18 protein-coding genes and 1 pseudogene are annotated in these 22,535 nt (G+C 71.3%); 15 read left to right on the top strand and 4 right to left on the bottom strand.

Annotated elements, in window-relative coordinates; all coding sequences use genetic code 11:
* Window positions 1-383 precede the first annotated feature (383 nt).
* Window positions 384-2,561 (top strand): primosomal protein N', encoded by a 2,178-nt coding sequence (locus EJ357_RS08155; protein ID WP_126390100.1) that lies wholly within the window; start codon window positions 384-386, stop codon window positions 2,559-2,561.
* Window positions 2,562-2,684: 123 nt separating this feature from the next.
* On the opposite strand, the gene EJ357_RS08150 is transcribed toward EJ357_RS08155, so the two are convergent.
* A complete protein-coding gene (locus EJ357_RS08150) occupies window positions 2,685-3,227 on the bottom strand; it encodes a hypothetical protein (RefSeq protein WP_126390098.1) in 543 nt (180 codons plus the stop codon).
* Between the two features lie 397 nt (window positions 3,228-3,624).
* Here EJ357_RS08150 and fmt point away from each other — a divergent pair, with 397 nt between their 5' ends.
* Both fmt and EJ357_RS08140 read left to right on the top strand, forming a co-directional pair.
* Window positions 3,625-4,557 (top strand): methionyl-tRNA formyltransferase, encoded by a 933-nt coding sequence (fmt, locus tag EJ357_RS08145; protein WP_126390096.1) that lies wholly within the window; start codon window positions 3,625-3,627, stop codon window positions 4,555-4,557.
* A 99-nt stretch (window positions 4,558-4,656) separates the two neighbouring features.
* The gene (locus EJ357_RS08140; RefSeq protein ID WP_126390094.1) at window positions 4,657-6,075 is read left to right on the top strand and encodes an RsmB/NOP family class I SAM-dependent RNA methyltransferase; all 1,419 of its coding nucleotides are present in this window, start codon (window positions 4,657-4,659) and stop codon (window positions 6,073-6,075) included.
* A gap of 345 nt (window positions 6,076-6,420) precedes the next feature.
* On the opposite strand, the gene EJ357_RS08135 is transcribed toward EJ357_RS08140, so the two are convergent.
* The gene (locus EJ357_RS08135; protein ID WP_126390092.1) at window positions 6,421-8,619 is read right to left on the bottom strand and encodes an MMPL family transporter; all 2,199 of its coding nucleotides are present in this window, start codon (window positions 8,617-8,619) and stop codon (window positions 6,421-6,423) included.
* A 146-nt stretch (window positions 8,620-8,765) separates the two neighbouring features.
* Between EJ357_RS08135 and rpe the strand changes: the two genes are divergently transcribed.
* The 7 genes and pseudogenes from rpe to EJ357_RS08090 all read left to right on the top strand — a co-directional run bounded on the left by rpe (window position 8,766) and on the right by EJ357_RS08090 (window position 15,494).
* Window positions 8,766-9,452 (top strand): ribulose-phosphate 3-epimerase, encoded by a 687-nt coding sequence (gene rpe / locus EJ357_RS08130; RefSeq protein WP_126390090.1) that lies wholly within the window; start codon window positions 8,766-8,768, stop codon window positions 9,450-9,452.
* A 78-nt stretch (window positions 9,453-9,530) separates the two neighbouring features.
* A complete protein-coding gene (locus EJ357_RS08125; RefSeq protein WP_126390088.1) occupies window positions 9,531-10,574 on the top strand; it encodes a sugar-binding transcriptional regulator in 1,044 nt (347 codons plus the stop codon).
* A gap of 74 nt (window positions 10,575-10,648) precedes the next feature.
* On the top strand, window positions 10,649-10,963 hold the full coding sequence (locus tag EJ357_RS08120; RefSeq protein ID WP_126390086.1) for a barstar family protein: 315 nt from the start codon (window positions 10,649-10,651) through the stop codon (window positions 10,961-10,963).
* Between the two features lie 131 nt (window positions 10,964-11,094).
* A complete protein-coding gene (locus tag EJ357_RS08115) occupies window positions 11,095-12,537 on the top strand; it encodes a GuaB1 family IMP dehydrogenase-related protein (protein ID WP_175647336.1) in 1,443 nt (480 codons plus the stop codon).
* Window positions 12,538-12,922: 385 nt separating this feature from the next.
* Window positions 12,923-13,309: pseudogene (locus EJ357_RS08100) on the top strand (GNAT family N-acetyltransferase); the annotation flags it as partial.
* Between the two features lie 231 nt (window positions 13,310-13,540).
* Window positions 13,541-15,031, top strand: coding sequence for an amino acid permease (locus EJ357_RS08095; protein WP_126390080.1), 1,491 nt, complete (start codon window positions 13,541-13,543; stop codon window positions 15,029-15,031).
* 10 nt (window positions 15,032-15,041) lie between these two features.
* On the top strand, window positions 15,042-15,494 hold the full coding sequence (locus EJ357_RS08090; RefSeq protein WP_048581051.1) for an Lrp/AsnC family transcriptional regulator: 453 nt from the start codon (window positions 15,042-15,044) through the stop codon (window positions 15,492-15,494).
* 75 nt (window positions 15,495-15,569) lie between these two features.
* Here EJ357_RS08090 and EJ357_RS08085 read toward each other — a convergent pair whose 3' ends face one another.
* Together EJ357_RS08085 and EJ357_RS08080 are read right to left on the bottom strand one after the other, a co-directional pair.
* A complete protein-coding gene (locus EJ357_RS08085; protein ID WP_126390078.1) occupies window positions 15,570-15,932 on the bottom strand; it encodes a hypothetical protein in 363 nt (120 codons plus the stop codon).
* A gap of 77 nt (window positions 15,933-16,009) precedes the next feature.
* Entirely contained in the window at window positions 16,010-16,750 is a 741-nt protein-coding gene (locus tag EJ357_RS08080) for a GntR family transcriptional regulator (RefSeq protein WP_126390076.1), read from the bottom strand.
* 228 nt (window positions 16,751-16,978) lie between these two features.
* Between EJ357_RS08080 and EJ357_RS08075 the strand changes: the two genes are divergently transcribed.
* The 5 genes from EJ357_RS08075 (at window position 16,979) to EJ357_RS08055 (ending at window position 22,460) form a co-directional block, all read left to right on the top strand.
* The gene (locus tag EJ357_RS08075; protein ID WP_126390074.1) at window positions 16,979-18,136 is read left to right on the top strand and encodes an ABC transporter substrate-binding protein; all 1,158 of its coding nucleotides are present in this window, start codon (window positions 16,979-16,981) and stop codon (window positions 18,134-18,136) included.
* A complete protein-coding gene (locus tag EJ357_RS08070) occupies window positions 18,133-19,029 on the top strand; it encodes an ABC transporter permease (protein ID WP_126390073.1) in 897 nt (298 codons plus the stop codon). Before EJ357_RS08075 ends, EJ357_RS08070 begins: the two co-directional genes overlap by 4 nt.
* On the top strand, window positions 19,017-19,829 hold the full coding sequence (locus tag EJ357_RS08065) for an ABC transporter permease (protein WP_126390071.1): 813 nt from the start codon (window positions 19,017-19,019) through the stop codon (window positions 19,827-19,829). Before EJ357_RS08070 ends, EJ357_RS08065 begins: the two co-directional genes overlap by 13 nt.
* Before the next feature lie 2 nt (window positions 19,830-19,831).
* Window positions 19,832-20,923 (top strand): ABC transporter ATP-binding protein, encoded by a 1,092-nt coding sequence (locus EJ357_RS08060; RefSeq protein WP_126399295.1) that lies wholly within the window; start codon window positions 19,832-19,834, stop codon window positions 20,921-20,923.
* A gap of 97 nt (window positions 20,924-21,020) precedes the next feature.
* Entirely contained in the window at window positions 21,021-22,460 is a 1,440-nt protein-coding gene (locus EJ357_RS08055; protein WP_175647335.1) for an HAD-IA family hydrolase, read from the top strand.
* Window positions 22,461-22,535: the final 75 nt, after the last annotated feature.

Genomic DNA, 22,535 nt, shown 5'->3' with positions numbered 1-22,535 from the left:
AGCCCGGCTCGACCGGTTCCGGCACCACTGGTGTGCATGAGGCCCGGCGTCCCTTGGGGCGCCGGGCCTCGGCGTGCCCGGCTTTGCCGTGGAAAAATCGGGCAGCGAACGGGCACGGCGGCTCGTACGCTCTCTTGCGAGGAATCTGACGCCGGGGCGCCCGGTGCGAAGGTGACGGGTACTTCGGGGCTGTAGGCCCCCGCGGGTGCCCGGTGCGAAGGTGACGGGTACTTCGGGGCTGTAGGCCCCCGCGGGTTCGAATCCCGCCGTTGGCCGGGAGAGTCCGGTGACGTGGCCGAGTGGTCCAAGGCAGAGTGCCATCCGTTGCCGTGAAGGAACTCGGGCGCCGTCGGTTGTCAGTGGTGTTTGGTAAGAATGCAGGCGTGAGCAGCAAGGACGGGCAGGCCGGTGGTGGGGCCGAGGGGGCGCCGCCCGAGCAGCTTGCGTTCATTCGGGAGAGTGTGCGCAAGGCCAAGGCGCCCAAGGCCAAGCCGCGGACGTGGCGGGGGGCCGCGCTGGCCAAGGAGCTGCCCGTCGCGCGGGTGCTGGTCGACAAGGGCGTGCTGCACCTTGATCGGTACTTCGACTACGCCGTTCCCGAGGAGCTGGACGCCGACGCGCAGCCGGGGGTGCGGGTGCGGGTGCGGTTCGGGGCCGGGCGGCATCGGGTGCGGGAGGGGCGGCGTGAGGGTGGGGGGCTCATTGACGGGTTCCTTGTCGAGCGGGTCGCGGAGTCCGACTACTCCGGGCCGCTGGCGGCTCTCGCGCAGGTCGTGTCTCCCGAGCGGGTGTTGAGCGAGGAGCTGTTGGGGCTGGCCCGGGCCGTCGCCGATCGGTATGCCGGAGGGCTCGCCGATGTGCTGCAGCTGGCCGTGCCGCCGCGCAGCGCCCGGGCTGAGCAGCGGCCTTCGCCGGAGCCGCTTCCCGTGCCTGGGGCACCCGAGGCGGGGTCATGGGGGCGGTATGAGCGGGGGGCCGCCTTTCTGGAGTCGCTGGCTTCGGGGGGCGCTCCGCGCGCGGTGTGGAATGCCCTGCCGGGGCCCGAGTGGAGTGAGGAGCTGGCGCGGGCCGTTGCCGCGACGTTGGCCTCCGGGCGTGGGGCGCTTGTCGTGCTGCCGGACGGGAGGGCTGTCGCGCGGGTCGACGCCGCCCTGACCTCACTCATGGGGGAGGGACGGCATGCGGTGCTGACCGCGGATGCCGGGCCCGAGAAGCGGTACCGGGAGTGGCTCGCGGTGCGGCGGGGCAGTGTGCGCGCCGTCGTGGGGACGCGTGCCGCCATGTTCGCCCCCGTGCAGGATCTTGGGCTGGTCGCCCTCTGGGACGACGGCGACGACAGCCACAGCGAGCTGCATGCTCCGCAGCCCCATGCGCGTGAAGTGCTGCTGCTGCGGGCCGCGCAGGACAAGTGCGGCTTTCTGCTGGGGAGTTGGAGCTGCACCGTGGAGGCCGCCCAGCTGGTGGAGAGCGGTTGGGCCCGGCCGTTGGTCGCCGGGCGGGAGCAGGTGCGGGGTGCGGCTCCGCTCGTACGGACCGTGGGGGACGGGGATCTCGCACGGGACGAGGCCGCTCGGGCCGCTCGGTTGCCCACTCTCGCCTGGCAGGCGGTGCGGGAAGGGCTGCGGCACGGGCCGGTGCTCGTGCAGGTGCCCCGGCGTGGATATGTGCCTCGGATGGCCTGCGCCAACTGCCGGGCTCCCGCTCGATGCCGGCACTGCTCCGGGCCGCTGGAGGCACAGGGCTCCGGCGCCGATCTGCGGTGCGGGTGGTGCGGGCGTGACGAGGGTGCCTGGCACTGTCCGGAGTGCGGGGGGTTCCGGCTGCGGGCTCAGGTGGTGGGGGCGCGGCGGACCGCCGAGGAGTTGGGGCGGGCCTTTCCCGCCGTTCCGGTGCGGACGTCGGGGCGTGAGCATGTGCTCGACACCGTGCCGGGCACGCCCTCACTGGTCGTGAGTACGCCGGGGGCCGAGCCCGTCGCCGAGGGCGGGTATGCGGCGGCGCTGCTGCTGGACGGCTGGGCGATGCTCGGGCGGCCCGATCTGCGGGCGGGCGAGGACGCGTTGCGGCGGTGGATCGCGGCCGCGTCGTTGGTGCGGCCGCAGCGGGTCGGGGGGACGGTGGTGGTTGTCGCCGAGCCCACCTTGCGGCCCGTACAGGCGCTGGTGCGGTGGGATCCGGTCGGGCACGCGGTGCGGGAGCTGGCCGAGCGGGCCGAGCTCGGGTTTCCGCCGGTGTCCCGGATGGCGTCCGTCGCCGGGCCGGGGGAGGCGGTCGCCGAGTTTCTCCGTGCGGTCGAACTGCCTCCGGAGGCGGAGGTGTTGGGGCCGGTTCCGGTGCCTGTGACGGCGGCGGGGCGACCGCGGCGCGTGGGGGCGCCGCCGCCCGGGGAGCACTGGGAGCGGGCGTTGATCCGGGTGCCGCCGGGGCGGGGGGCCGCGTTGGCGGCTGCCTTGAAGGCTGCGCAGGCTGCGCGGATGGCTCGGGGGGGCGGCAGCGGTGCCGGGGGCGGGGGTGGTGAGGCCGTGGTGCGGGTGCGGATGGATCCGCCTGATATCGGGTGACGTTGGTGCCTGGTGCCTGGTGCCTGGTGCCTGGTGCCTGGTGCTCGGTGCTCGCGAGTGTGGGTCTTCTGGCACGGCTCTGCCCTCCCGGGTGCGCTCCGAGAGGGCAGAGTTAGGGGGGTGTCAGCCGTTGCGAGGGCCTGGGAAGGCTGTGGGCCTGGCCTCGTCGCGGAGGCCGGGGCTGCCTGCCGTCGGCTGCGTCGGCATGGAGCGGGCCGCGGGGACCGTCGGCACCGGGGGGAGTGCGGTGGTGACGTTGACCGTGCGGGTTCCCGAGGGCTCGGTCGTACGCTCGGCCTCGGCTGCCGCCTGGGTGGCGGCGCGGCGGGCGCCGTAGCGGCGGTGTACCGCCTGTTTGGTGACGCCGAGGGCGGAACCCACCGCGTCCCAGGAGAAGCCGAGCGAGCGGTCGAAGTCCACGGCTGCCGTGACCAGGGTCTCGACACTGTCCCGCAGCTCCTGGGCGAGACGGACCGTCGGGGCGGGGGCGCGTCCGTAGACGACGAAGCCCGTGGAGGGACCGGAGCGGCGCGGGCGGTAGACGTTGCCCAGTTGCGCGGTGAGCGTGCGCAGTGCGTCCACCTGCCGGCGGACCCGCTCGATGTCCCGCACCAGCAAGTGCAGGCTGGCCCGAGCCTGGGCGTCGTGGGTTGCGTGGTCGGCCATGAACAAGCCTCTCGAACCGGCGTTGAAGGAGTGGGCCGTGGATACGGATGCGGCGCATGCGGCCCGTTGTGGTCAACTCTTTCTTGACCAACGCGGCAGCGCTCCGCGGGTCACGGTGTGGGGGCGTGTGGGCATATGCCTACGCCCCTGCGCGGGGGGTGTGCGCCTCGGCCTTCGGTCGTGGATGCTTGCGCGCCCGCGCACGACCCGTTTCCAGTTGGCCACGCTCATGGGCAAGGGATTCAGTTGTTGCGGGTTGCGGGTTGCGGGTTGCGGGTTGCGGGTTGCGGGTTGCGTCCGGTTGTCCTTGGTGCCGCCGACGTGAGGCCTTGTGGCGTGCACCCATAGACTTGTGCGTTGCCCATGCCAACCCCGCCCGAGAGGCCCGTGCCCACCCATGAAGCTTGTCTTCGCCGGTACCCCCGAGGTCGCCGTTCCCGCTCTGGACGCTCTGATCGCCTCCGGGCGGCACGAGGTGGCCGCCGTCGTCACGCGGCCCGACGCGCCGGCCGGGCGTGGGCGCAGGCTGGTGGCGAGCCCGGTGGCCGAGCGGGCCGAGGAGGCCGGGATCGAGGTGCTCAAGCCGGCCAGGCCGCGCGACCCCGAGTTCCTCGACCGGCTCAGGGAGATCGCGCCCGACTGCTGTCCCGTCGTCGCCTACGGCGCCCTGCTGCCCCGCGTCGCCCTCGACATCCCGGCCCACGGCTGGGTCAACCTGCACTTCTCGCTGCTGCCCGCCTGGCGTGGGGCCGCGCCCGTGCAGCACGCCATCATGGCCGGTGACGAGATCACCGGGGCCTCCACCTTCCTCATCGAGGAAGGGCTCGACTCCGGGCCCGTCTACGGCACCGTCACCGAGGAGGTCCGGGCCACCGACACCAGCGGTGACCTGCTGACCCGGCTCGCCTTCGCGGGTGCCGGGCTGCTCGCGGCGACCATGGACGGGATCGAGGACGGCACGCTGAAGGCCGTACCGCAGCCGTCCGAAGGGATCACCCTCGCTCCCAAGGTCAACGTCGAGGACGCCCACATCGACTGGAGCGCGCCCTCCCTGCGCGTCGACCGCGTCGTGCGCGGGTGCACTCCCGCGCCGGGTGCCTGGACCGTCTTCCGCGGCGAGCGGCTCAAGCTCATCCAGGTGCAGCCGGTGCCCGGGCGGGACGATCTCGCGCCCGGTGCGCTCTCTGTCGGGAAGAACAACGTCTACGTCGGGACCGGGTCGTACGCCGTCGAGTTGCTGTGGGTGCAGGCTCAGGGCAAGAAGCCGATGCGGGCGGCCGACTGGGCCCGGGGGGTCAGGATCGGCGACGGGGAGATCCTCGGGGTCTGACGGGCCGGCACCGGTGCCGGGGACCGTCCTGCGCGCCGGGGGCCTGGTGCGACGTAGGCTGTGTGGGTATCTCATCCAGCAATCCGGAGCACCTTTTTCGTGAGCGACACCTCCCCTCGGCCCCGCAAACCCGGCAAGCCCTACCGACGGCCCAAGAAGGACCCGGTCCGCATGCTCGCCTTCGAGGCGCTGCGCGCCGTGGACGAGCGGGACGCGTACGCCAACCTCGTTCTGCCGCCGCTGCTGCGGAAGGCGCGGGACAAGGGCGACTTCGACGGGCGGGACGCCGCGCTCGCGACCGAGCTGGTGTACGGGACGCTGCGGCGGCAGGGGACGTACGACGCCGTCATCTCCGCGTGTGTGGACCGGCCGTTGCGTGAGGTCGACCCGCCGGTGCTCGATGTGCTCAGCCTCGGTGTGCATCAGCTGCTCGGGACGCGGATTCCGTCGCATGCGGCCGTGTCCGCGTCCGTGGAGCTTGCCCGAGTCGTGCTCGGAGACGGGCGGGCCAAGTTCGTCAACGCCGTGCTGCGGAAGGTCGCGCAGGACGATCTCGACGGGTGGATCCAGCGGGTCGCGCCGCCGTACGACGACGATCCCGAGGAGCATCTCGCCGTGGTGCACTCGCATCCGCGGTGGGTCGTGTCGGCGCTGTGGGACTCGCTCGGTGGGGGGCGGGCCGGGATCGAGCGGTTGCTGGAGGCCGACAACGAGCGGCCCGAGGTGACGCTGGTCGCGCGGCCGGGGCGGGCCACGACCGAGGAACTGCTCGGAGAGGAGGCCGCTGTGCCGGGGCGTTGGTCGCCCTATGCCGTGCGGCTTGCCGAGGGTGGGGAACCGGGGGCCATCGAGGCCGTGCGGGAAGGGCGTGCGGGAGTGCAGGACGAGGGGAGTCAGCTCGTCGCCCTCGCCCTTGCCCATGCTCCGCTGGACGGGCCCGACGAGAGGTGGCTCGACGGGTGTGCCGGACCCGGGGGCAAGGCGGCGTTGCTCGGGGCGTTGGCCGCGGAGCGGGGGGCCGTGTTGGTCGCCTCCGAGAAGCAGCCGCATCGGGCGGGGCTTGTGGCCAAGGCGTTGGCGGGGAATCCGGGGCCGTATCAGGTCATCGCTGCCGATGGGACGCGGCCGGCGTGGCGGGCCGGGAGCTTTGACCGGGTGCTGGTGGATGTTCCGTGTACCGGGTTGGGGGCGTTGCGGCGGCGGCCCGAGGCTCGGTGGCGGCGTCGGCCGGAGGATCTGGAGGGGTTTGCGCCGCTGCAGCGGGAGCTGTTGCGGGTGGCTCTGGATTCTGTGCGGGTGGGCGGGGTGGTTGGGTATGCCACGTGCTCGCCGCATCTTGCTGAGACGCGGGTGGTTGTCGAGGACGTGTTGAAGCATCGGGGCGGTGGGGAGTTGATCGATGCGCGGGGGTTGTTGCCTGGGGTGCCGGAGTTGGGGGAGGGGCCCGATGTGCAGTTGTGGCCTCATCTGCATGGGACGGATGCGATGTATCTGGCGTTGATTCGGCGGGTTGACTGAGGGGCCTGTTCTCGCCCCCCGCCGCCCCTACCCGTCCCGCCCCCAGGGGCGCTGCCCCTTCGACCCCGCCAGGGGCTCCGCCCCTGGACCCCGCTGGGGCTGCCGCCCCAGACCCCGCTTCGGCCCTGAAGGGGCCTCGTCCTCAAACGCCGGACGGGCTGGGAGGGGGCCGGCGTCGTAGGTGGCCGCAGGCGTGGGTGGGGTTGGGGACGGGCGTTTTCGTACTCGGAGGCCGGCGGGCTGGGACGCTGGGCCGGTGCCGTGGGTGGCCCAACGCCGAGCGGGGCGGGATGCGGGGACCGAGCATGACGGGCAGTGCTCCCGCGCCAGGGCCTCTCGCCTCGGTCACTCGACTCGTCGGCCGAGCTTTTCCTCCGCCTCCGAGGCTTCCGTGCCGCTCCCGTCACCCCTGGCATCCCCGTCCTCTTGTGCCAGCTTGCCCGGCCACCACACCTTCGGCCCCACGTCCAGGAACAGCGCCGTCACCAGGACCGAGCGGACGATGAACGTGTCCAGGAGTACCCCCAGCGCGACCGCGAAGCCGATTTCGGCGAAGGCGACCATCGGGAGGGTGCCGAGGGCGGCGAAGGTGCCGGCCAGGACGAGGCCGGCCGAGGTGATGACCGCGCCGGTGGCGGCGAGGCCGGTGACCACGCCGGGGCGGGTGCCCTGCTGGGCTGCCTCCTCGCGGATGCGGGTCGTGAGGAAGATGTTGTAGTCGATGCCGAGTGCCACCAGGAAGACGAAGACGAACAGCGGGAAGTCGGTCGTCTCGCCCGCGTAGTCGAAGAGGTGGCGGAAGGCCAGCGCGCTGATGCCGAGGGCGGCCGCGAAGGACAGGATCACCGTGCCGATCAGGAGGAGCGGGGCGATCAGTGCGCGCAGCAGCGCGCAGAGGATCAGGAGGACGACCAGCAGGACCAGCGGGATGATCAGGACGTTGTCGTGGGTCGTTGCCCTGTCCATGTCCAACAGGGCTGCTGTACCGCCGCCCACCTGCGCGTCGGCGTCCGGCACCGCGTGCACCGCGTCACGTACGCGTTCGACCGTCTGCTTCGCGGCCTCGCTGTCGGCGGGATCGGTCATCGTGGCCTCGAAGAGCACCATGTCCTCGAACGACGGCTTCGTGCCCGGCGGAAGACCGAGTGACTCGGGGACCACGCCCCGCGTCTCGGCAACCGCGCGGCCCACCTCTTCGGCCTGTGCCCGGTTGCTGACGATGACCAGTGGGTCGCCGCTGCCGGCCGGGAAGTAGCGCGCGGAGACCTCCTGACCGGTGATCGAGTCCGGCTTGTCGGTGAACGCGTCGGCGTTGCTCAGGCCCTCCGCGCGCAGTTGGATCAGCCCGAGGGAGCAGACCGCGAGGGCGATGGCCGTGACCACCCAGACCATGCGCGGGCGGTGCGAGATACGGCGGCCCATGCGGGCCCACATGCCTCGCTTCTCCGGGTTCTCCGTGCCCAGATGCGGGATCGCCGGCCAGAAGATCCAGCGGCCGAAGATGACCAGGAGGGCGGGGAAGAGCGTGAGCATCGCGATCAGGCCCACCGCCACGCCGATCGCGGCGACCGGGCCGAGGCCGCTCGTCGAGTTCATCTCCGCCGCCAGCAGCACCAGCATGCTGAGGACGACCGTCGCGCCGGAGGCGAGCACGGCCGGGCCCGCGCGGTGCAGGGCCAGGGCCATCGCCTCGTGGCGGTCCTCGTGGCGGCGCAGTTCCTCCCGGTAGCGGGCGACGAGCAGGAGTGCGTAGTCGGTGCCCGCGCCGAAGACCAGGACCGTGAGGATGCCCGCGCTCTGGCCGTTCACCGTCAGGCCCGCGTGTTCCGCCAGGAGATAGATGAAGGCCTGCGCGGTGAACAGGGCGGCGATCACCGACAGGAGGGGGACCAGGAGCAGGGTCGGGCTGCGGAAGGTCAGCAGGAGCATCACGATGACGACCGCCATCGCCGAGAACAGGAGTGTGGAGTCGATGCCCTCGAACGCTTCCGAGAAGTCCGCGGACGTGCCGCCCGGGCCCGTGATGTGCACGGCCAGACCGCCACCGCCCTCGCCGACCACATCCCGGATGGAGTCGACCGCGGGCGCGATGCGCTCCCAGCCCTTCTCGTCCATCGTGATCGGGACCTGGACCTGGGCCGCGCGCGGGTCCACCTCGCGGTCGAAGACCGGGCCCCGTGTCTCGCCGCCCCGGATGCCGTGGTCGGTCAGCTGCTTGAGCCGGCCCACGTCCTCGGTGATCGCCGCCCGGTCCTGTGCCGTCAGGCCGCCGTCACGGGCGTAGACGACGACCGCGGGAATCTGCTCCGGCCTGAAGTTCTCTGAGATCTCCAGGACTTGGGTGGATTCGGCGGAGCCGGGCAGCCAGGAGGCCGCGTCGTTGTCCTGGGCGTCGGTCAGCTTCTGGGCGAACGGTGCCGTCAGGAACAGCACCACCAGCCACAGGACGAGCACCACCCACTTGGCGCGTCGCCCGCAGACCAGGTGCGCGATGCCCTGCTGTCCCGGCCGCGTCTGCTGCCGCTTCTCCTGGATCTTCGTCATGGCCACCCCCGCAGCCGCACAACGATCCGGCCAACCCTCCGGTTGGCCGCCCAGCATGGCACGCGCGAACCGAACACAACATCCGATGAACGTCTCAGGTCTGTACCGGCGCGAACATTCGTGCTCGGACATGGCAGTCTTGGGTCATGGCCGCGCAGATCAACCCCAGCATCCTGTCCGCCGACTTCGCCCGCCTCGCGGACGAGGCCAAGGCGGTCGAGGGAGCCGACTGGCTCCATGTCGACGTCATGGACAACCATTTCGTCCCGAACCTCACGCTCGGCGTGCCGGTCGTAGAGTCTCTGGCCCGTGCGACGGACACCCCGCTGGACTGCCATCTGATGATCGAGGCCCCCGATCGGTGGGCGCCCCAGTACGTGGAAGCGGGGGCCTCCTCCGTCACCTTCCATGTCGAGGCCGCAGCGGCCCCTGTGCGGCTGGCCCGGGAGATCAGGGCCAAGGGCGCCCGCGCCTCCATGGCGCTCAAGCCCGCGACCCCCATCGAGCCGTACGAGGATCTCCTCCCCGAGCTCGACATGCTGCTGATCATGACGGTCGAGCCGGGCTTCGGTGGTCAGGCGTTTCTCGACATCATGCTTCCGAAGATTCGCCGCACCCGCGAGTTGATCAGCAAGCACGGTCTTGAGTTGTGGCTCCAGGTCGATGGCGGCGTGTCCGCCTCGACCATCGAGCGATGTGCCGAGGCGGGCGCCGATGTCTTCGTCGCCGGTTCGGCGGTGTACGGGGCCGAGGACCCGGCCGAAGCGGTCCGTGTGCTGCGTGCTCAGGCGGAGGCGGTCACCAAGACCGCCGCCTGGGCATGCGACCACTGAGCCAAGGGAACGTGAACGGCGCCCATCAGGGCGGATCAAGAGCGCCGGATCTGCAAGGATGAACGGCGAATCCAGAGTGTGAACAGCAGTGAGGAGATCGCCGTGTCGGGTATGTCGGCTGGCCGGTCAGCCATGCGGATGGGACCCGCTGAGCTGGTGCAGGCGGCGGCCATGGCCCGCCGCTTCTACCTCGAGGGCAAGTCCAAGATCCAGATCGCGGAGGAGTTCGGCGTCAGCCGCTTCAAGGTGGCCCGGGTCCTGGAGACCGCTCTCGAACGGGATCTGGTGCGCATCGAGATCCGTGTGCCGGCCGAGCTGGACGCGGAGCGCTCGGACGCGCTGCGCGCCCGCTACGGCCTCCGGCACGCGGTCGTGGTCGAGTCCCCGGCCGAGGCCGAGGAGACGCCAGACCCGGAGAACCTGGGAGAAGTGGCCGCCGACCTGCTCGGCGAGCTGGTGAACGAGGGGGATGTGCTGGGACTGGCGTGGGGCCGGTCCACCATCCACATGGCGGCGGCCCTGGACCGGCTGCCGCCGTGCACCGTGGTGCAGCTGACGGGCGTGTACGACGCCGGGACCGCCGAGCGCGGTTCGGTGGAGGCCGTACGGCGGGCCGCGCAGGTCTCCGGCGGCGACGCGCACCCCATCTACGCGCCGATGCTGCTGCCGGACGCGGCCACCGCGGCGGCGTTGCGTCACCAGACCGGGATCGCGCGGGCCTTCGAGTACTTCGACAAGGTCACGGTCGCCTGTGTCTCGATCGGCTCCTGGGAGCCGGGCATCTCGACGGTGCACGACATGCTCAGCGACGAGGAGCGCGCCCACTACGCCTCGCTCGGCGTCGCCGCCGAGATGTCCGCGCACCTCTTCGACGGGGAGGGGCGCCGGGTCGGGCGGGACCTGGGGGAGCGGTGCATCACGGTCAAGGCCGACCAGCTCCGCCGTATCCCGGAGGTCGTCGCGATCGCGGGCGGGGCGCGCAAGGCGGCCGCCATCGACGCGGTGCTGCGCTCGGGGCTCGTCACCAGCCTGGTGACGGACACCTCGGCGGCGGACGTGCTGATGACGGCGGGTCCGACGCCGAAGCCGGCGCTCAACAGGGCTGATCCGGACGGGAACTGACGGTATTTCAGAAGGGGGTGGCCACGGCCACCCCCTTCTGCGTCGACGATCACTACGACGGGGCGGTAACAGGGATGACGGAGCTCGTGGTCACGCTCGACCTCGACGGGGTCACGGACAAGGCGGGCCTGATGGACAGCTGCGCCCGAGACCTGCGGCTGCCCGACTGGTTCGGGCGCAACTGGGACGCGCTGGCCGATTCCCTCGCCGACCGCACGGTGTGGCCGGAAGCCGCCGTCGAACAGGGGATGCGGGTCGTCGTACGGAACTGGCGGCCGTATGCGAAGGCGCGGCCCGACGAGTGGGAGATCGCCCAGGAGGTGTTCTCCGAGGCGGTGGACCGCACGTCGGAGCTCTCCGTACTGCTCGCTCTTGGAGGATCCTCCTAGGGGGCCTCTGACCTGCTTGGATGATGTGACCGTGCATCGCATTCCGGTCAGCATGGGACAATGAAGTACGTGCTCCTCCCCCTGGCTGACCTGTCCGGGGGCCACCTCTGATCGACTGGGATGTGCAGCACGTGCGTTTCCTCAATGACATCCAGCCCGCGTACGACCTGACGTACGACGACGTCTTCATGGTCCCGAGCCGCAGTGCGGTCGGCTCGCGGCAGGGCGTTGACCTCAGCTCCCCGGACGGCACGGGCACCACGATCCCGCTGGTCGTCGCCAACATGACCGCCATCGCCGGCCGCCGTATGGCCGAGACGATGGCCCGGCGCGGCGGCCTGGTGGTCATCCCGCAGGACATCCCGATCGACGTGGTCACGGACGTCATCTCCTGGGTCAAGAGCCGCCACCACGTCCTCGACACCCCGATCGTGCTGGCCCCGCACCAGACCGTCGCCGACGCGCTGGCGCTGCTGCCCAAGCGTGCGCACAACGCCGGTGTCGTCGTCGACGAGGACCACAAGCCGATCGGCGTCGTCACCGACTCCGACCTCTCCGGCGTGGACCGCTTCACGCAGCTCGAAGTGGTCATGTCCCGCGACCTGCTGATCATCGACGCGGACCTCGATCCGCGCGAGGCCTTCAACACCCTCGACCACCACAACCGGCGCTACGCCCCGGCCGTGGACGCCGACGGCCGCCTCGTCGGCATCCTCACGCGCAAGGGCGCCCTGCGCGCCACGCTGTACACGCCGGCCGTCGACGCGAACGGCAAGCTGCGCATAGCGGCCGCCGTCGGCATCAACGGCGACGTGGCGGGCAAGGCCAAGCAGCTGCTCGACGCGGGCGTGGACACGCTGGTCATCGACACGGCGCACGGCCACCAGGAGTCGATGATCGCCGCGATCAGGACCGTGCGCGCGCTCGACCCGCAGGTGCCGATCGTCGCGGGCAACATCGTCGCCGCGGAGGGCGTGCGGGATCTGGTCGAGGCGGGCGCCGACATCATCAAGGTCGGTGTCGGCCCGGGCGCCATGTGCACCACCCGCATGATGACCGGCGTCGGCCGGCCGCAGTTCTCGGCGGTGCTGGAGTGCGCCGCCGAGGCGAAGAAGTACGGCAAGCACGTGTGGGCCGACGGCGGTGTCCGCCACCCGCGCGACGTCGCCATGGCGCTGGCCGCCGGTGCCTCCAACGTGATGGTCGGGTCCTGGTTCGCGGGCACGTACGAGTCGCCCGGCGACCTTCAGCACGACGCCCAGGGGCGGGCGTACAAGGAGTCCTTCGGCATGGCCTCCGCGCGTGCCGTGGCCAACCGTACGTCCGACGAGTCGGCGTACGACCGTGCCCGCAAGGCCCTGTTCGAGGAGGGCATCTCCACCTCCCGCATGTTCCTCGACCCGGCCCGCCCGGGCGTGGAGGACCTGATCGACTCGATCATCGCGGGAGTGCGGTCGTCCTGCACCTACGCGGGCGCCGGCTCCCTGGAGGAGTTCGCCGAGAAGGCCGTCGTCGGCATCCAGAGCGCGGCCGGTTACGCGGAGGGCAAGCCGCTGCACGCCAGCTGGAGCTGACCTCCCAACGCCCTTGCGTACGGCCCCCGTTGTCCCGCTCGCCGGGAAAATCGGGGGCCGTACCCATGCTCCGGGAAGTAGCTTCGGCAACATGGAGATCACCGTCTGCGGACCGGCCGACGTGGCGCTGCTCGACCGGCACATCGCTTCGCCGGGCACCCTGTCGTTCCACGCGCGAAGGTTCGCACGCCAGCAGCGGGGTGAGAGCCTGTGCCATATCCCCGGCCGGGCGCGCGACGCCTGGCACGCACTCCCCCAGAGGGGGGACCCCCAGCCGCGTTGCCGAAACGCCCACGTGGCTCCGCCACGAGGGCGCTCCGGCGCCTTGCGATCGCACGCACCAGACGCCGCGCGCTGATCCGGCCGGGGATATGGCACAGGCTCTGAAAGCACCTATCTGGTCGCCTGGTTGGAGGGGCGGCCCGTCGGGCACGTGGAGATCCGCCGGATCGGCTGCGACGCTCCCGCCGTGCGCACCGCGTGGCCCGGCTGTCCGGAGATCAACGGACTGGGCGTCTGGCCGGAGGAGCTGCGCTCGCGTGGCATCGGCAGCGCACTCGTGCGGGCCGCCGAGGATCTGGCCCGCGAACGCGGCATCACGGTCGTCGGCCTCGGCGTCGCGAAGGACAACCCACGTGCTGCCGCGCTCTATGCGCGGCTCGGCTGTCAACCCCTGATCGACTACCACGACCGCTGGTCGTACGAGGGCGCCGGCGGGGTGCTGCGCGAGTGGGTCGACGCCTGCGCGTTCCTCGTCGAAGACCTTCTCTGACCAGCCCCGCGCAACGGTCGAAAGCCCCGCCGCAACGAACATCCACCCAGCCACCAGACACGCAATGATCATGCGGGCACACGCAAGGTTGCTGCATTTCACCAGCAACGTCACTCCTCGTAGGCTGTCGCCTCGTACGTGGCGTGGCGGGGACCCCGCTCGGTGGGTCCCTGCTCGTGGGGGTGCCGTCGGTTCCCGCCGCCCAGATTGGCAGCGATAAGGAGCCAGCGCGTGCTCGACCAAGGCGCACCACCGCAGAACCCAAGCCAGACCGCCGCCCCCGCGTCCCTGGGCGTCGGCGCGCGCCTGATGCGTCGCAAACCCGTGGAACACCTGGTCGCGGAGGGCGGCCAGGGTGAGGGAGGGTCCCTGCGGCGCTCCCTGGGCATGTGGCAGCTCACCATGATCAGCATCGGTGCCACCCTCGGCACCGGCATCTTCGTCGTCCTCGGCGACGCCGTCCCGGAGGCCGGCCCCGCGGTCACCCTGGCCTTCGTGATCGCCGGTCTCACGGCGCTCTTCTCGGCCCTGTCCTACGCCGAACTGGCGGGCAGCATCCCGGTCGCGGGCTCCTCGTACTCGTATGCGTACGCAACGATGGGCGAGCTGGTCGCGTGGGTCTGCGGCTGGTGTCTGGTGCTGGAGTACGGCGTCTCGGTGGCCGCCGTCGCCGTCGGCTGGGGCGAGTACCTCAACGAGCTGCTCGACGGGACCATAGGGGTCACCATCCCGTCCGTGCTGTCCTCGGCGCCCGGTGAGGGCGGGATCATCAACCTGCCCGCGCTGATCGTCGTCCTGCTGGCGATGGTGTTCCTGCTCGGCGGCGTCCGCGAGTCCGCCCGCGCCAACACGATCATGGTCGCCGTCAAGATCGCCGCGCTCGTGCTGTTCTGCGCCGTCGGCTTCATGGGCTTCAAGTCCGGCAACTACGAGGACTTCATGCCGCTCGGCATGGCGGGCGTCAGCGCCGCCGGTGCCACGCTCTTCTTCTCCTACATCGGCTTCGACGCCGCCTCCACCGCCGGTGAGGAGGCCAAGGACCCCAAGCGGGACCTGCCGCGGGCGATCATGCTCTCGCTGATCATCGTGACCGCGCTGTACGTGCTCGTCGCGGGCGTCGCCGTCGGCGCCTGGAACTGGACCAAGTTCGAGGGCTCCGAGGCCTCCCTCGCCGCGATCATGACCGACGTGAGCGGTCAGTCCTTCTGGGGCACCCTGCTCGCCCTCGGCGCCGTCATCTCCATCGCGAGCGTCGTCCTCACCGTGCTCTACGGCCAGACCCGCATCCTCTTCGCGATGTCCCGCGACGGCCTGGTGCCGAAGGCGCTCGGCAAGGTCCACGCGAAGACCGGCGCGCCCCGTCTCAACACGGTCATCGTGTCGCTGTTCTGCGGTGCCCTCGCCGCCATGATCCCGCTGGGCAAGCTGGTCGACGCCACCAGCATCGGCACGCTGTTCGCCTTCGCGCTGGTCAACATCGCGGTGATCGTGCTGCGCGTGAAGCGGCCCGAGCTCGAGCGCACGTTCAGGGTGCCGCTCGGACCGGTGCTGCCGGTGCTGGGCTTCCTGTTCTGCGCGTACAACATGTTCAGCCTCGACACCGTCACCTGGGTCGTCTTCGGGTTCTGGATGGCCGCCGGTCTCGTGTTCTACTTCCTGTACGGCTATCGCCGTTCGCGCCTCGCCGCAGCAGGCGCTCCAGTCGCACCAGAAGTGAAGTGAACCACCCGCAGTGCTGAACGATCTCGACGAACGCATCGTGCACGCCCTCGCCGAGGACGCCCGCCGCTCCTACGCGGACATCGGGCAGTTGGTCGGTCTGTCCGCGCCTGCCGTGAAACGGCGCGTGGACCGGCTGCGCGCCACCGGAGCCATCACCGGATTCACCGTACGGGTGGACCCGTCGGCGCTCGGCTGGGAGACCGAGGGGTTCGTCGAGATCTACTGCCGGCACAACACCTCGCCGGACACGATTCGGCGCGGCCTGGAGCGGTACCAGGAGGTCGTGGCCGCGTCCACTGTCACCGGGGACGCGGACGCGGTGGTGCAGGTGTTCGCCTCGGACATGCGGCACTTCGAGCGGGTTCTTGAGCGGATCGCCGGGGAGCCGTTCGTGGAGCGGACCAAGTCCGTGCTGGTGCTGTCGCCTTTGTTGCGGCGGTTCTCTTCGGGGTCGCCCACGTAGTTTGTCGGCCGCGGGGCGGTGGGGGCTTGTCGCGCCCACGCGGCGGAGCCGCATGTTTATACAGCCCCGCGCCCCTTAGGCGGCGCTTTTGCGGACCTTCGTCAGCATGTGCCGTACCAGCAGTGCATGGGCGCCCGTGCCGATGACGAGACGTCTATAGACGGCACCCGCCGGTCCGGGGAAGGTCGCTCGCGACTCGGCCCGTAGGCGCGTGTGGCCCTGGTCCGCCTCGTCCAAGTGGAAGATCAGCGCGTACCTCGAGAAGGGGTGATGGCCGACCAGGGCCAGCTCCTGGCCCGGGGTCGACACTGCCACCCGGAATCCTCGGGCGCCGTCCATCCGGGCGGTCAGTGCGCGCCAGACGGCGTCCGCGCTCGTCTCGACGACCGTCGCGTGTTCGTCGATGAACGGCAGGGCGGGGATTTCGGTGGCGTCCATGTGGGCAGTCTCGCCTGCTCGCCCGTGCTGTGGCCTCCTCCGTCAGGCGGAGCCGCGTAGCCGCTCGGCGGAGGGCGTCAGTCGGCCGTCTTGCGTGCCAGCGCGTTGTTGTCGATCGAGTTGTGCACGCTGAAGCTCACCGCGTCCGAGCGGTAGCGGTCGTCCGACCACTCCACCGGGCGGCCCTCGCGGGTCGTCGTCACGCGGCGCACCCGCAGCAGGGGGCTCGTGCGGCGGATGCCCAGCAACTCGGCGTCCTGCGCACCCGCTGACACCGCGTCGATGACGTGCTCGCCGTAGGCGAAGACCAACCCCGTCTCGTCGTACAGGCGTTGGGTGACGGACGGGCACTCGGGCTCTATGGCCTCCACGGCGGGGGAGATCCAGTCGGCGTAGACCGTGCGCTCCAGCAGTACCGGCTCGCCGTCCAGGCCGCGCACGCGCAGGACGTGCAACACCGGCGTGCCGACGCGCAGTTGGAGGCGTACCGCGTCCTCCTGGGTCGCCGGGGTGTACTCCTGCGCGACCACCTGGCCCGTCGCCTCCCGGCCCATCGCCCGCGCCCACTGGGCGAAGCTGCGCAGTTCGGCGAAGCTCTGGCTGCGGCGGCTGGCCAGCACCACGCGACGGGCGCCCTGGCGCGAGCCGATGAGGCCCTCGGCGGTCAGTGTGGCGACGGCCTGCCGGACCGTGCCGCGCGAGACGCCGTAGTGAGCCGCGAGTTCCGTCTCGGCGGGCAGCAGGCTGCCGACCGTGTACTCCTCGCGGTCGATCGCCCGGCGCAGCTCGTCGGCGATCTCCTCGTGTCGCGCCGTCATGCTTCCCCTCTGAGTCGGTTGCTGTGCACAGCGTGACCAGCCTAATCGAGATCGTCCGGTGATCCGCGTCGGCGGAGAGTGCGCACAAATTCAGGGCGAAGGCTTTCGCCAGAGTTTACGAACGTGTCACCATCGGCGGGCCTACTGGGGCCAACTTGTTCAGACAAGTTTGAGACCTTTCCTGGGCAAGATCCTCCTGCACCCTCGCGCGTCCCCCTGGAGAAAGCCGTGACCGTGTCCCTGCAGAGAACCGCCGTCCCGGTCGGCGCCCTCGTCGTCGTAGCCGCGCTCGCCCTGAGCGCCTGTGGCGCCGCCCCCGACAACGCGTCCACCACCGCCGACGGCAAGAGCGCCGCCACCGCCACCTCCGCCGAGGACTTCGGCGGCATGGACGCCCTGGTGAAGGCGGCCAAGGAGGAGGGCACGCTGCACGCCATGGCGCTGCCGCGAGACTGGGCCAACTACGGCGCCCTCATCGACGGATTCGAGAAGAAGTACGGCATCAAGGTCGAGGTCGAGAACCCCGACGGCTCCAGCCAGGACGAGATCAACGCCGTGACCTCGCGCAAGGGGCAGGACCGGGCGCCGGACGTCCTGGACCTCGGCAGCTCCTTCGCGCTGAGCGCCGCCCAGCAGGGCCTGCTCGCGCCCTACAAGGTGCAGGCCTTCGGTGACATCCCCGAGGGGCAGAAGGACGCGCAGGGGCGCTGGTACAACGACTACGGCGGCTACATCTCCATCGGATGCGACGCCAAGCGGGTCAAGCAGTGCCCGAAGACCTTCGCCGACCTGCTCAAGCCGCAGTACAAGGGGCAGGTCGCCCTCAACGGCAACCCCACCAAGTCCGGCTCGGCCTTCGGCGGCGTCTACGCGGCCGCCCTCGCCAGCGGCGGCTCCTTCGACGACATCCAGCCCGGCCTCGACTTCTTCGCCAAGCTGAAGACGAACGGCAACTACACGCCCGTCGAGTCGACCCCGGCCACCGTCGAGAAGGGCGAGACGCCCATCAGCATCGACTGGGACTACCTGAACGCCGGGTACGCCGAGGAGTTCAAGTCCAAGGGCGTCGACTGGCAGGTGTCGGTGCCCAGCGACGGCAAGTTCTCGCAGTACTACTCCCAGGCCGTCAACAAGGACGCCCCGCACCCCGCGGCCGCCCGCCTGTGGGAGGAGTACCTCTACAGCGCCGAGGGCCAGAACCTGTGGCTGAAGGGCTACGCCCGACCGGTCCTGATGACCGCCATGGAGAAGGCCGGCACCCTCGACAAGACGGCCGCGGCCAAGCTGCCCGAGGTCGCCGGGACGCCGGCCTTCCCGACCGAGGCCCAGCAGAACAAGGCCAAGACGGTCCTCGGACAGGGCTGGGCGAAGGCCGTCTCCGGATGACGGCCACCGCCGTACGGGTCGACACGGCGCCCGCCGCTGCGGTGAAGCGGCGGCGCCGGTCGCTCGGCTCGCTCGCCGTCGTCCCGCTGCTCGTCTTCACCGCGCTCGCCTTCGGGCTGCCCGCCCTGGCCATGCTGGACGGCGCCTTCACCGTCAAGGACCCGTCCACAGGAGCGACTTCGTACAGCGCCGACAACCTGACTGCCTCCCTCCAGGGCGCCTACCTCACGGCCCTGCTCGGCAGTGTCAAGCTGTCCGCCGTGTCCGCGGCGCTGGGCGCCCTCCTCGGGCTGCCGCTCGCCCAGGCCGTGGTGACCTCCCGCTTCCCCGCGCTGCGCGAGGCCGTGCTCACCGCCTCCGGGGTCCTCGCCAACTTCGGCGGCGTCCCGCTGGCCTTCGCGTTCGTCGCCACGCTCGGCAACGCCGGTGTGCTGACCCGGCATCTGGGCCTGACGGACAAGGGCTGGGACCTGTACAGCTTCTGGGGACTGGTCCTCGTCTACCTGTACTTCCTGATCCCGCTGATGGTGCTCACCATCACCCCGGCCCTGGACGGCCTGCGCTCCCAGTGGCGCGAGGCCGCGCAGAACAACGGCGCCACCACCGTGCAGTACTGGCGCCACGTGGCCCTGCCCGTCCTGCTGCCCACGCTCCTCGGCGGGTTCGTCCTGCTCTTCGGCAGCGCCTTCGCCGCCTACGCCACCGCCGCCGCCATGGTGGGCAGTTCCGTCCCGCTGGTCACCCTCCAGATCGCCGACGCCCTCTCGGGCAACGTACTCGTCGGGCAGGAGAACGTGGCCCTCGCCCTCAGCCTCGACATGGTCCTGGTCGCCGGCCTGGTCATGGCCGTGTATCTGCCCCTGCAACGACGGAGCGCCCGATGGCTCGCCTGAACCTGTGGCGGTGGGGCGTCCTCGGCCTCGCCGGACTGTACTTCCTGGTGCCGCTCGCGGCGTCGGTGGTCTTCACCGTCGACGTGCCGGGGCAGGGGCTCACCTTCGACGCCTACACCCAGATCTTCTCCACCGAGGGATTCGCGTCCAGCCTGCTTCTCTCGCTGGAGCTGGCCCTGGCCACCATCGCCCTCGTCCTGCTGCTGATGGTGCCCGCCATGGTCGCGCTGCGGCTCGGCGCGCCCCGGCTGCGGCCGGTCGTCGAAGTGGTGTGCTCGCTGCCGCTGGTCGTGCCGCCGATCGCGTTCGTCGCCGGGATCGGGACGGTGCTCAAGTGGGGGCCCGAGCATCTCTCGCGCACCCCGCTGTTCCAGACGTTCGTCGCGATCCAGAACCCCGACTTCCCGTTCGTGCTCGTCCTCGCCTACGTCGTGATGGCGCTGCCGTTCGTGCACCGGGCCCTGGACGCCGGACTGCGCGCCATCGACGTACGCACCCTCGTCGAGGCCGCCCGCAGCTGCGGCGCGAGCTGGCCGCAGGCCCTGGCCCAGGCCGTCCTGCCCAACCTCCGCGGCGCCCTGCTCAACGCCTCCTTCCTCACCCTCGCCCTGGTGCTCGGCGAGTTCACCGTCGCCCAGCTGCTCGGCTTCCAGCCGTTCGCCGTGTGGATCGTGAACGTCAGCGGCTCGCAGGCCCAGCTCTCCGTCGCCGTGTCCGTGCTCAGCCTGCTCGTGACATGGGTGCTGCTCCTCGTGCTCGCCGGCTTCGGCGGCCGTACCCGTACTACCTCCCGGGGATGACCATGACCGTGCTCGACAAGACAGCCGCAGGCACAGCCGAAGATGCGGCGACGCAGGCCGCCACCGTCGAATTCCGCGGCCTGCGCCGGGAGTTCGGGCCCACCGTAGCCCTCGACGGGCTCGACCTGACCGTCCGGCCGGGCGAACTCCTCGCCCTGCTCGGCCCGTCCGGCTGCGGCAAGACCACCGCGCTGCGCATGCTCGCCGGCTTCGAACACCCCGACTCCGGTGCGGTGCTGGTGGACGGCGAGGACGTCAGCGACATCCCCGCGCACCGCCGCGACGCCGGGATGGTCTTCCAGTCGTACAGCCTCTTCCCGCATCTCAGCGCCCTCGACAACGTGGCCTTCGGGCTGCGTATGCGCAAGGTGCGCACCGCCGAACGACGTGCCCGCGCCGCCGAGTTGCTGGAGCTGGTCGGCCTCGCCGAAAAGGGCGAGCGGTACCCGCACCAGCTCTCCGGCGGCCAGCAGCAGCGCATCGCCCTGGCCCGCGCCCTCGCCCTGCGCCCGCGCGTCCTGCTCCTCGACGAGCCGCTGTCGGCGCTCGACGCCAAGGTGCGCCTGACGCTCCGCGAGGAGATCCGGCGGCTCCAGCGGGAGCTGGGCATCACCACCCTGTTCGTCACCCACGACCAGGAGGAGGCCCTCTCCATGGCCGACCGGGTCGCGGTCATGCGCTCCGGACGGCTCGAACAGTGCGCCGCACCGGCCGAGTTGTACGGCCGCCCCGCCACCGCCTTCGTCGCCGAGTTCGTCGGCACGATGAGCCGGATCCCGGGGCGGATCGTCGAGGGCGGTGTCGAGGTGCTGGGCCGGCGGCTGCCCGTCGACGGCGACGTACCCCCGGTGACCGACGTCGATGTGCTGGTGCGGCCGGAGGCGGTGGCGGTGCGCGCCGACGAAGCCTCCGACGCGCGCGTGGTCGCCACGGCGTTCCTCGGCGCCACCACCCGGCTGACCGTGCGGCTCGCCGACGGCACCGAGGTCAAGGCCGACCTGCCCGCGCACGAGGGCGCCGCGCTCGGCGCCGGGGCCGCGGTGAGCGTGTCGCTGCCGGAGCGGCCGGTGCTGGTGGCCGAACGCCGACACTGATCCCCGTACGTCTCCCGGCACGTGCTTGATTCCGTACGTCCCTGGCCCCCACGTATGAACTCCCACGTCTGAACCCCCACGTATGAAAGAGACAACCGTGACCCGACTCCCGCTCCAGGCCGTCCTCTTCGACATGGACGGCACGCTCGTCGACACCGAGCGGCTGTGGTGGGAGGCGGTGGAACACGTCGCCGGGCGGGCGCTGACGGAGGCGGACGAGGCGGACGTGCTCGGCCGGCCCGTCGAGTACACCGCCGCCTGGCTGGCCGCCGCCACGGGTGCCCGGGCGGACGCCCTCGCCGACGAGCTCCACCGGGAGTTCGCCGACCGCGTCCGTGCCGGCATCGTTCCCCGCCCCGGCGCCCTCGACCTGCTCGACGCGCTGGCCCGCGAGGGCGTCCCCACGGCCCTGGTGACGGCGTCCCCGAGAGCCGTCGCCGACACCGTCCTGGCGGCCCTGGGAGGCGCGAGCCGGTTCGCCGTCTCCGTCACCGCCGACGACACCGAGCACACCAAGCCCGCCCCCGACCCGTATCTGGCCGCCTGCCGTGCCCTGGGCGTCGACCCGTCCGGGTGCGTCGCCGTCGAGGACACCGAGACCGGCGTCGCCTCCGCCGAGGCCGCCGGGTGCACGGTGCTCGCGGTGCCCTCGCTCGCGCCCATCGAGGCGGTGCCCGGACGGACCGTGGAGGCCAGCCTGGAGGGCATCACCCCCTCGGCGCTGCGCTCCCTGCTGCCGTACCGCCTTCGCGTCATGACCTGGAATCTCTGGTACGGCGGCACGAAGGTCCACGATCACCGGGCCAAACAGCTCAAGGTCATCGCGGAGACCGATGCGGACGTGGTCGGCCTCCAGGAGACGTACGGCACGGCCGCGGAGGAGCTCGCCGGCGCCCTCGGCTGGTACCACCACCGGGCGGGGGAGAACCTCGGCGTCATCAGCCGGTACCCGATCACGGCCCGCTTCGGGGACCCGGACGTCGGGTTCTACGGGGCGGCCGGTGTACGGGTCCGGGTGCACGAGGGTGCCGAGGTGGACGTGTGGACGGTCCATCTGGACTACAAGGAGTACGGGCCCTATGTGACCGACGGTGATCCGACCGCCCACGAGGGCGTGCGCCTCGCCCAGCTGCGGGACGCTCTCGGCCGCGTCGACGACCGCGTGCCCGTCGTCCTCGTCGGCGACTTCAACAGCCCCTCCCACCTGGACCGGCCCGGTGTGGACTGGCCGGTGACGAAGGCGGCCGAGGAGGCGGGGCTCCGCGACTCCTACCGCGAGGCCCACCCGGACCCGGTCGCCCACCCCGGACACACCTGGTCGCCGATCCACCCCGTGCGGGAGGACGGCAGCGGACGCCCCGAACCACAGGACCGGATCGACTTCGTCCTGCACCGCGGCCTCGGCGTGCTCGACTCCGAGACGTACGTCAGCGGCCGCCCGCGTCCCTGGCCCCACGTCGAGGACAACGACTGGCCCTCCGACCACGCCGCCGTCATCACCACATTTTCGCTGGGCAACAGGGCCGCGTCTGTCTAACATCGGTGTCATGACCTGGCGACATTGATCCACCAGCCGCGCCTCCCGAGGGCCGCCTCGGACGCCGTACCGACG

The sequence above is a fragment of the Streptomyces cyaneochromogenes genome (assembly GCF_003963535.1).
Taxonomy (GTDB): domain Bacteria; phylum Actinomycetota; class Actinomycetes; order Streptomycetales; family Streptomycetaceae; genus Streptomyces; species Streptomyces shaanxiensis.
This window is presented reverse-complemented; position numbering and strand designations above follow the sequence as displayed.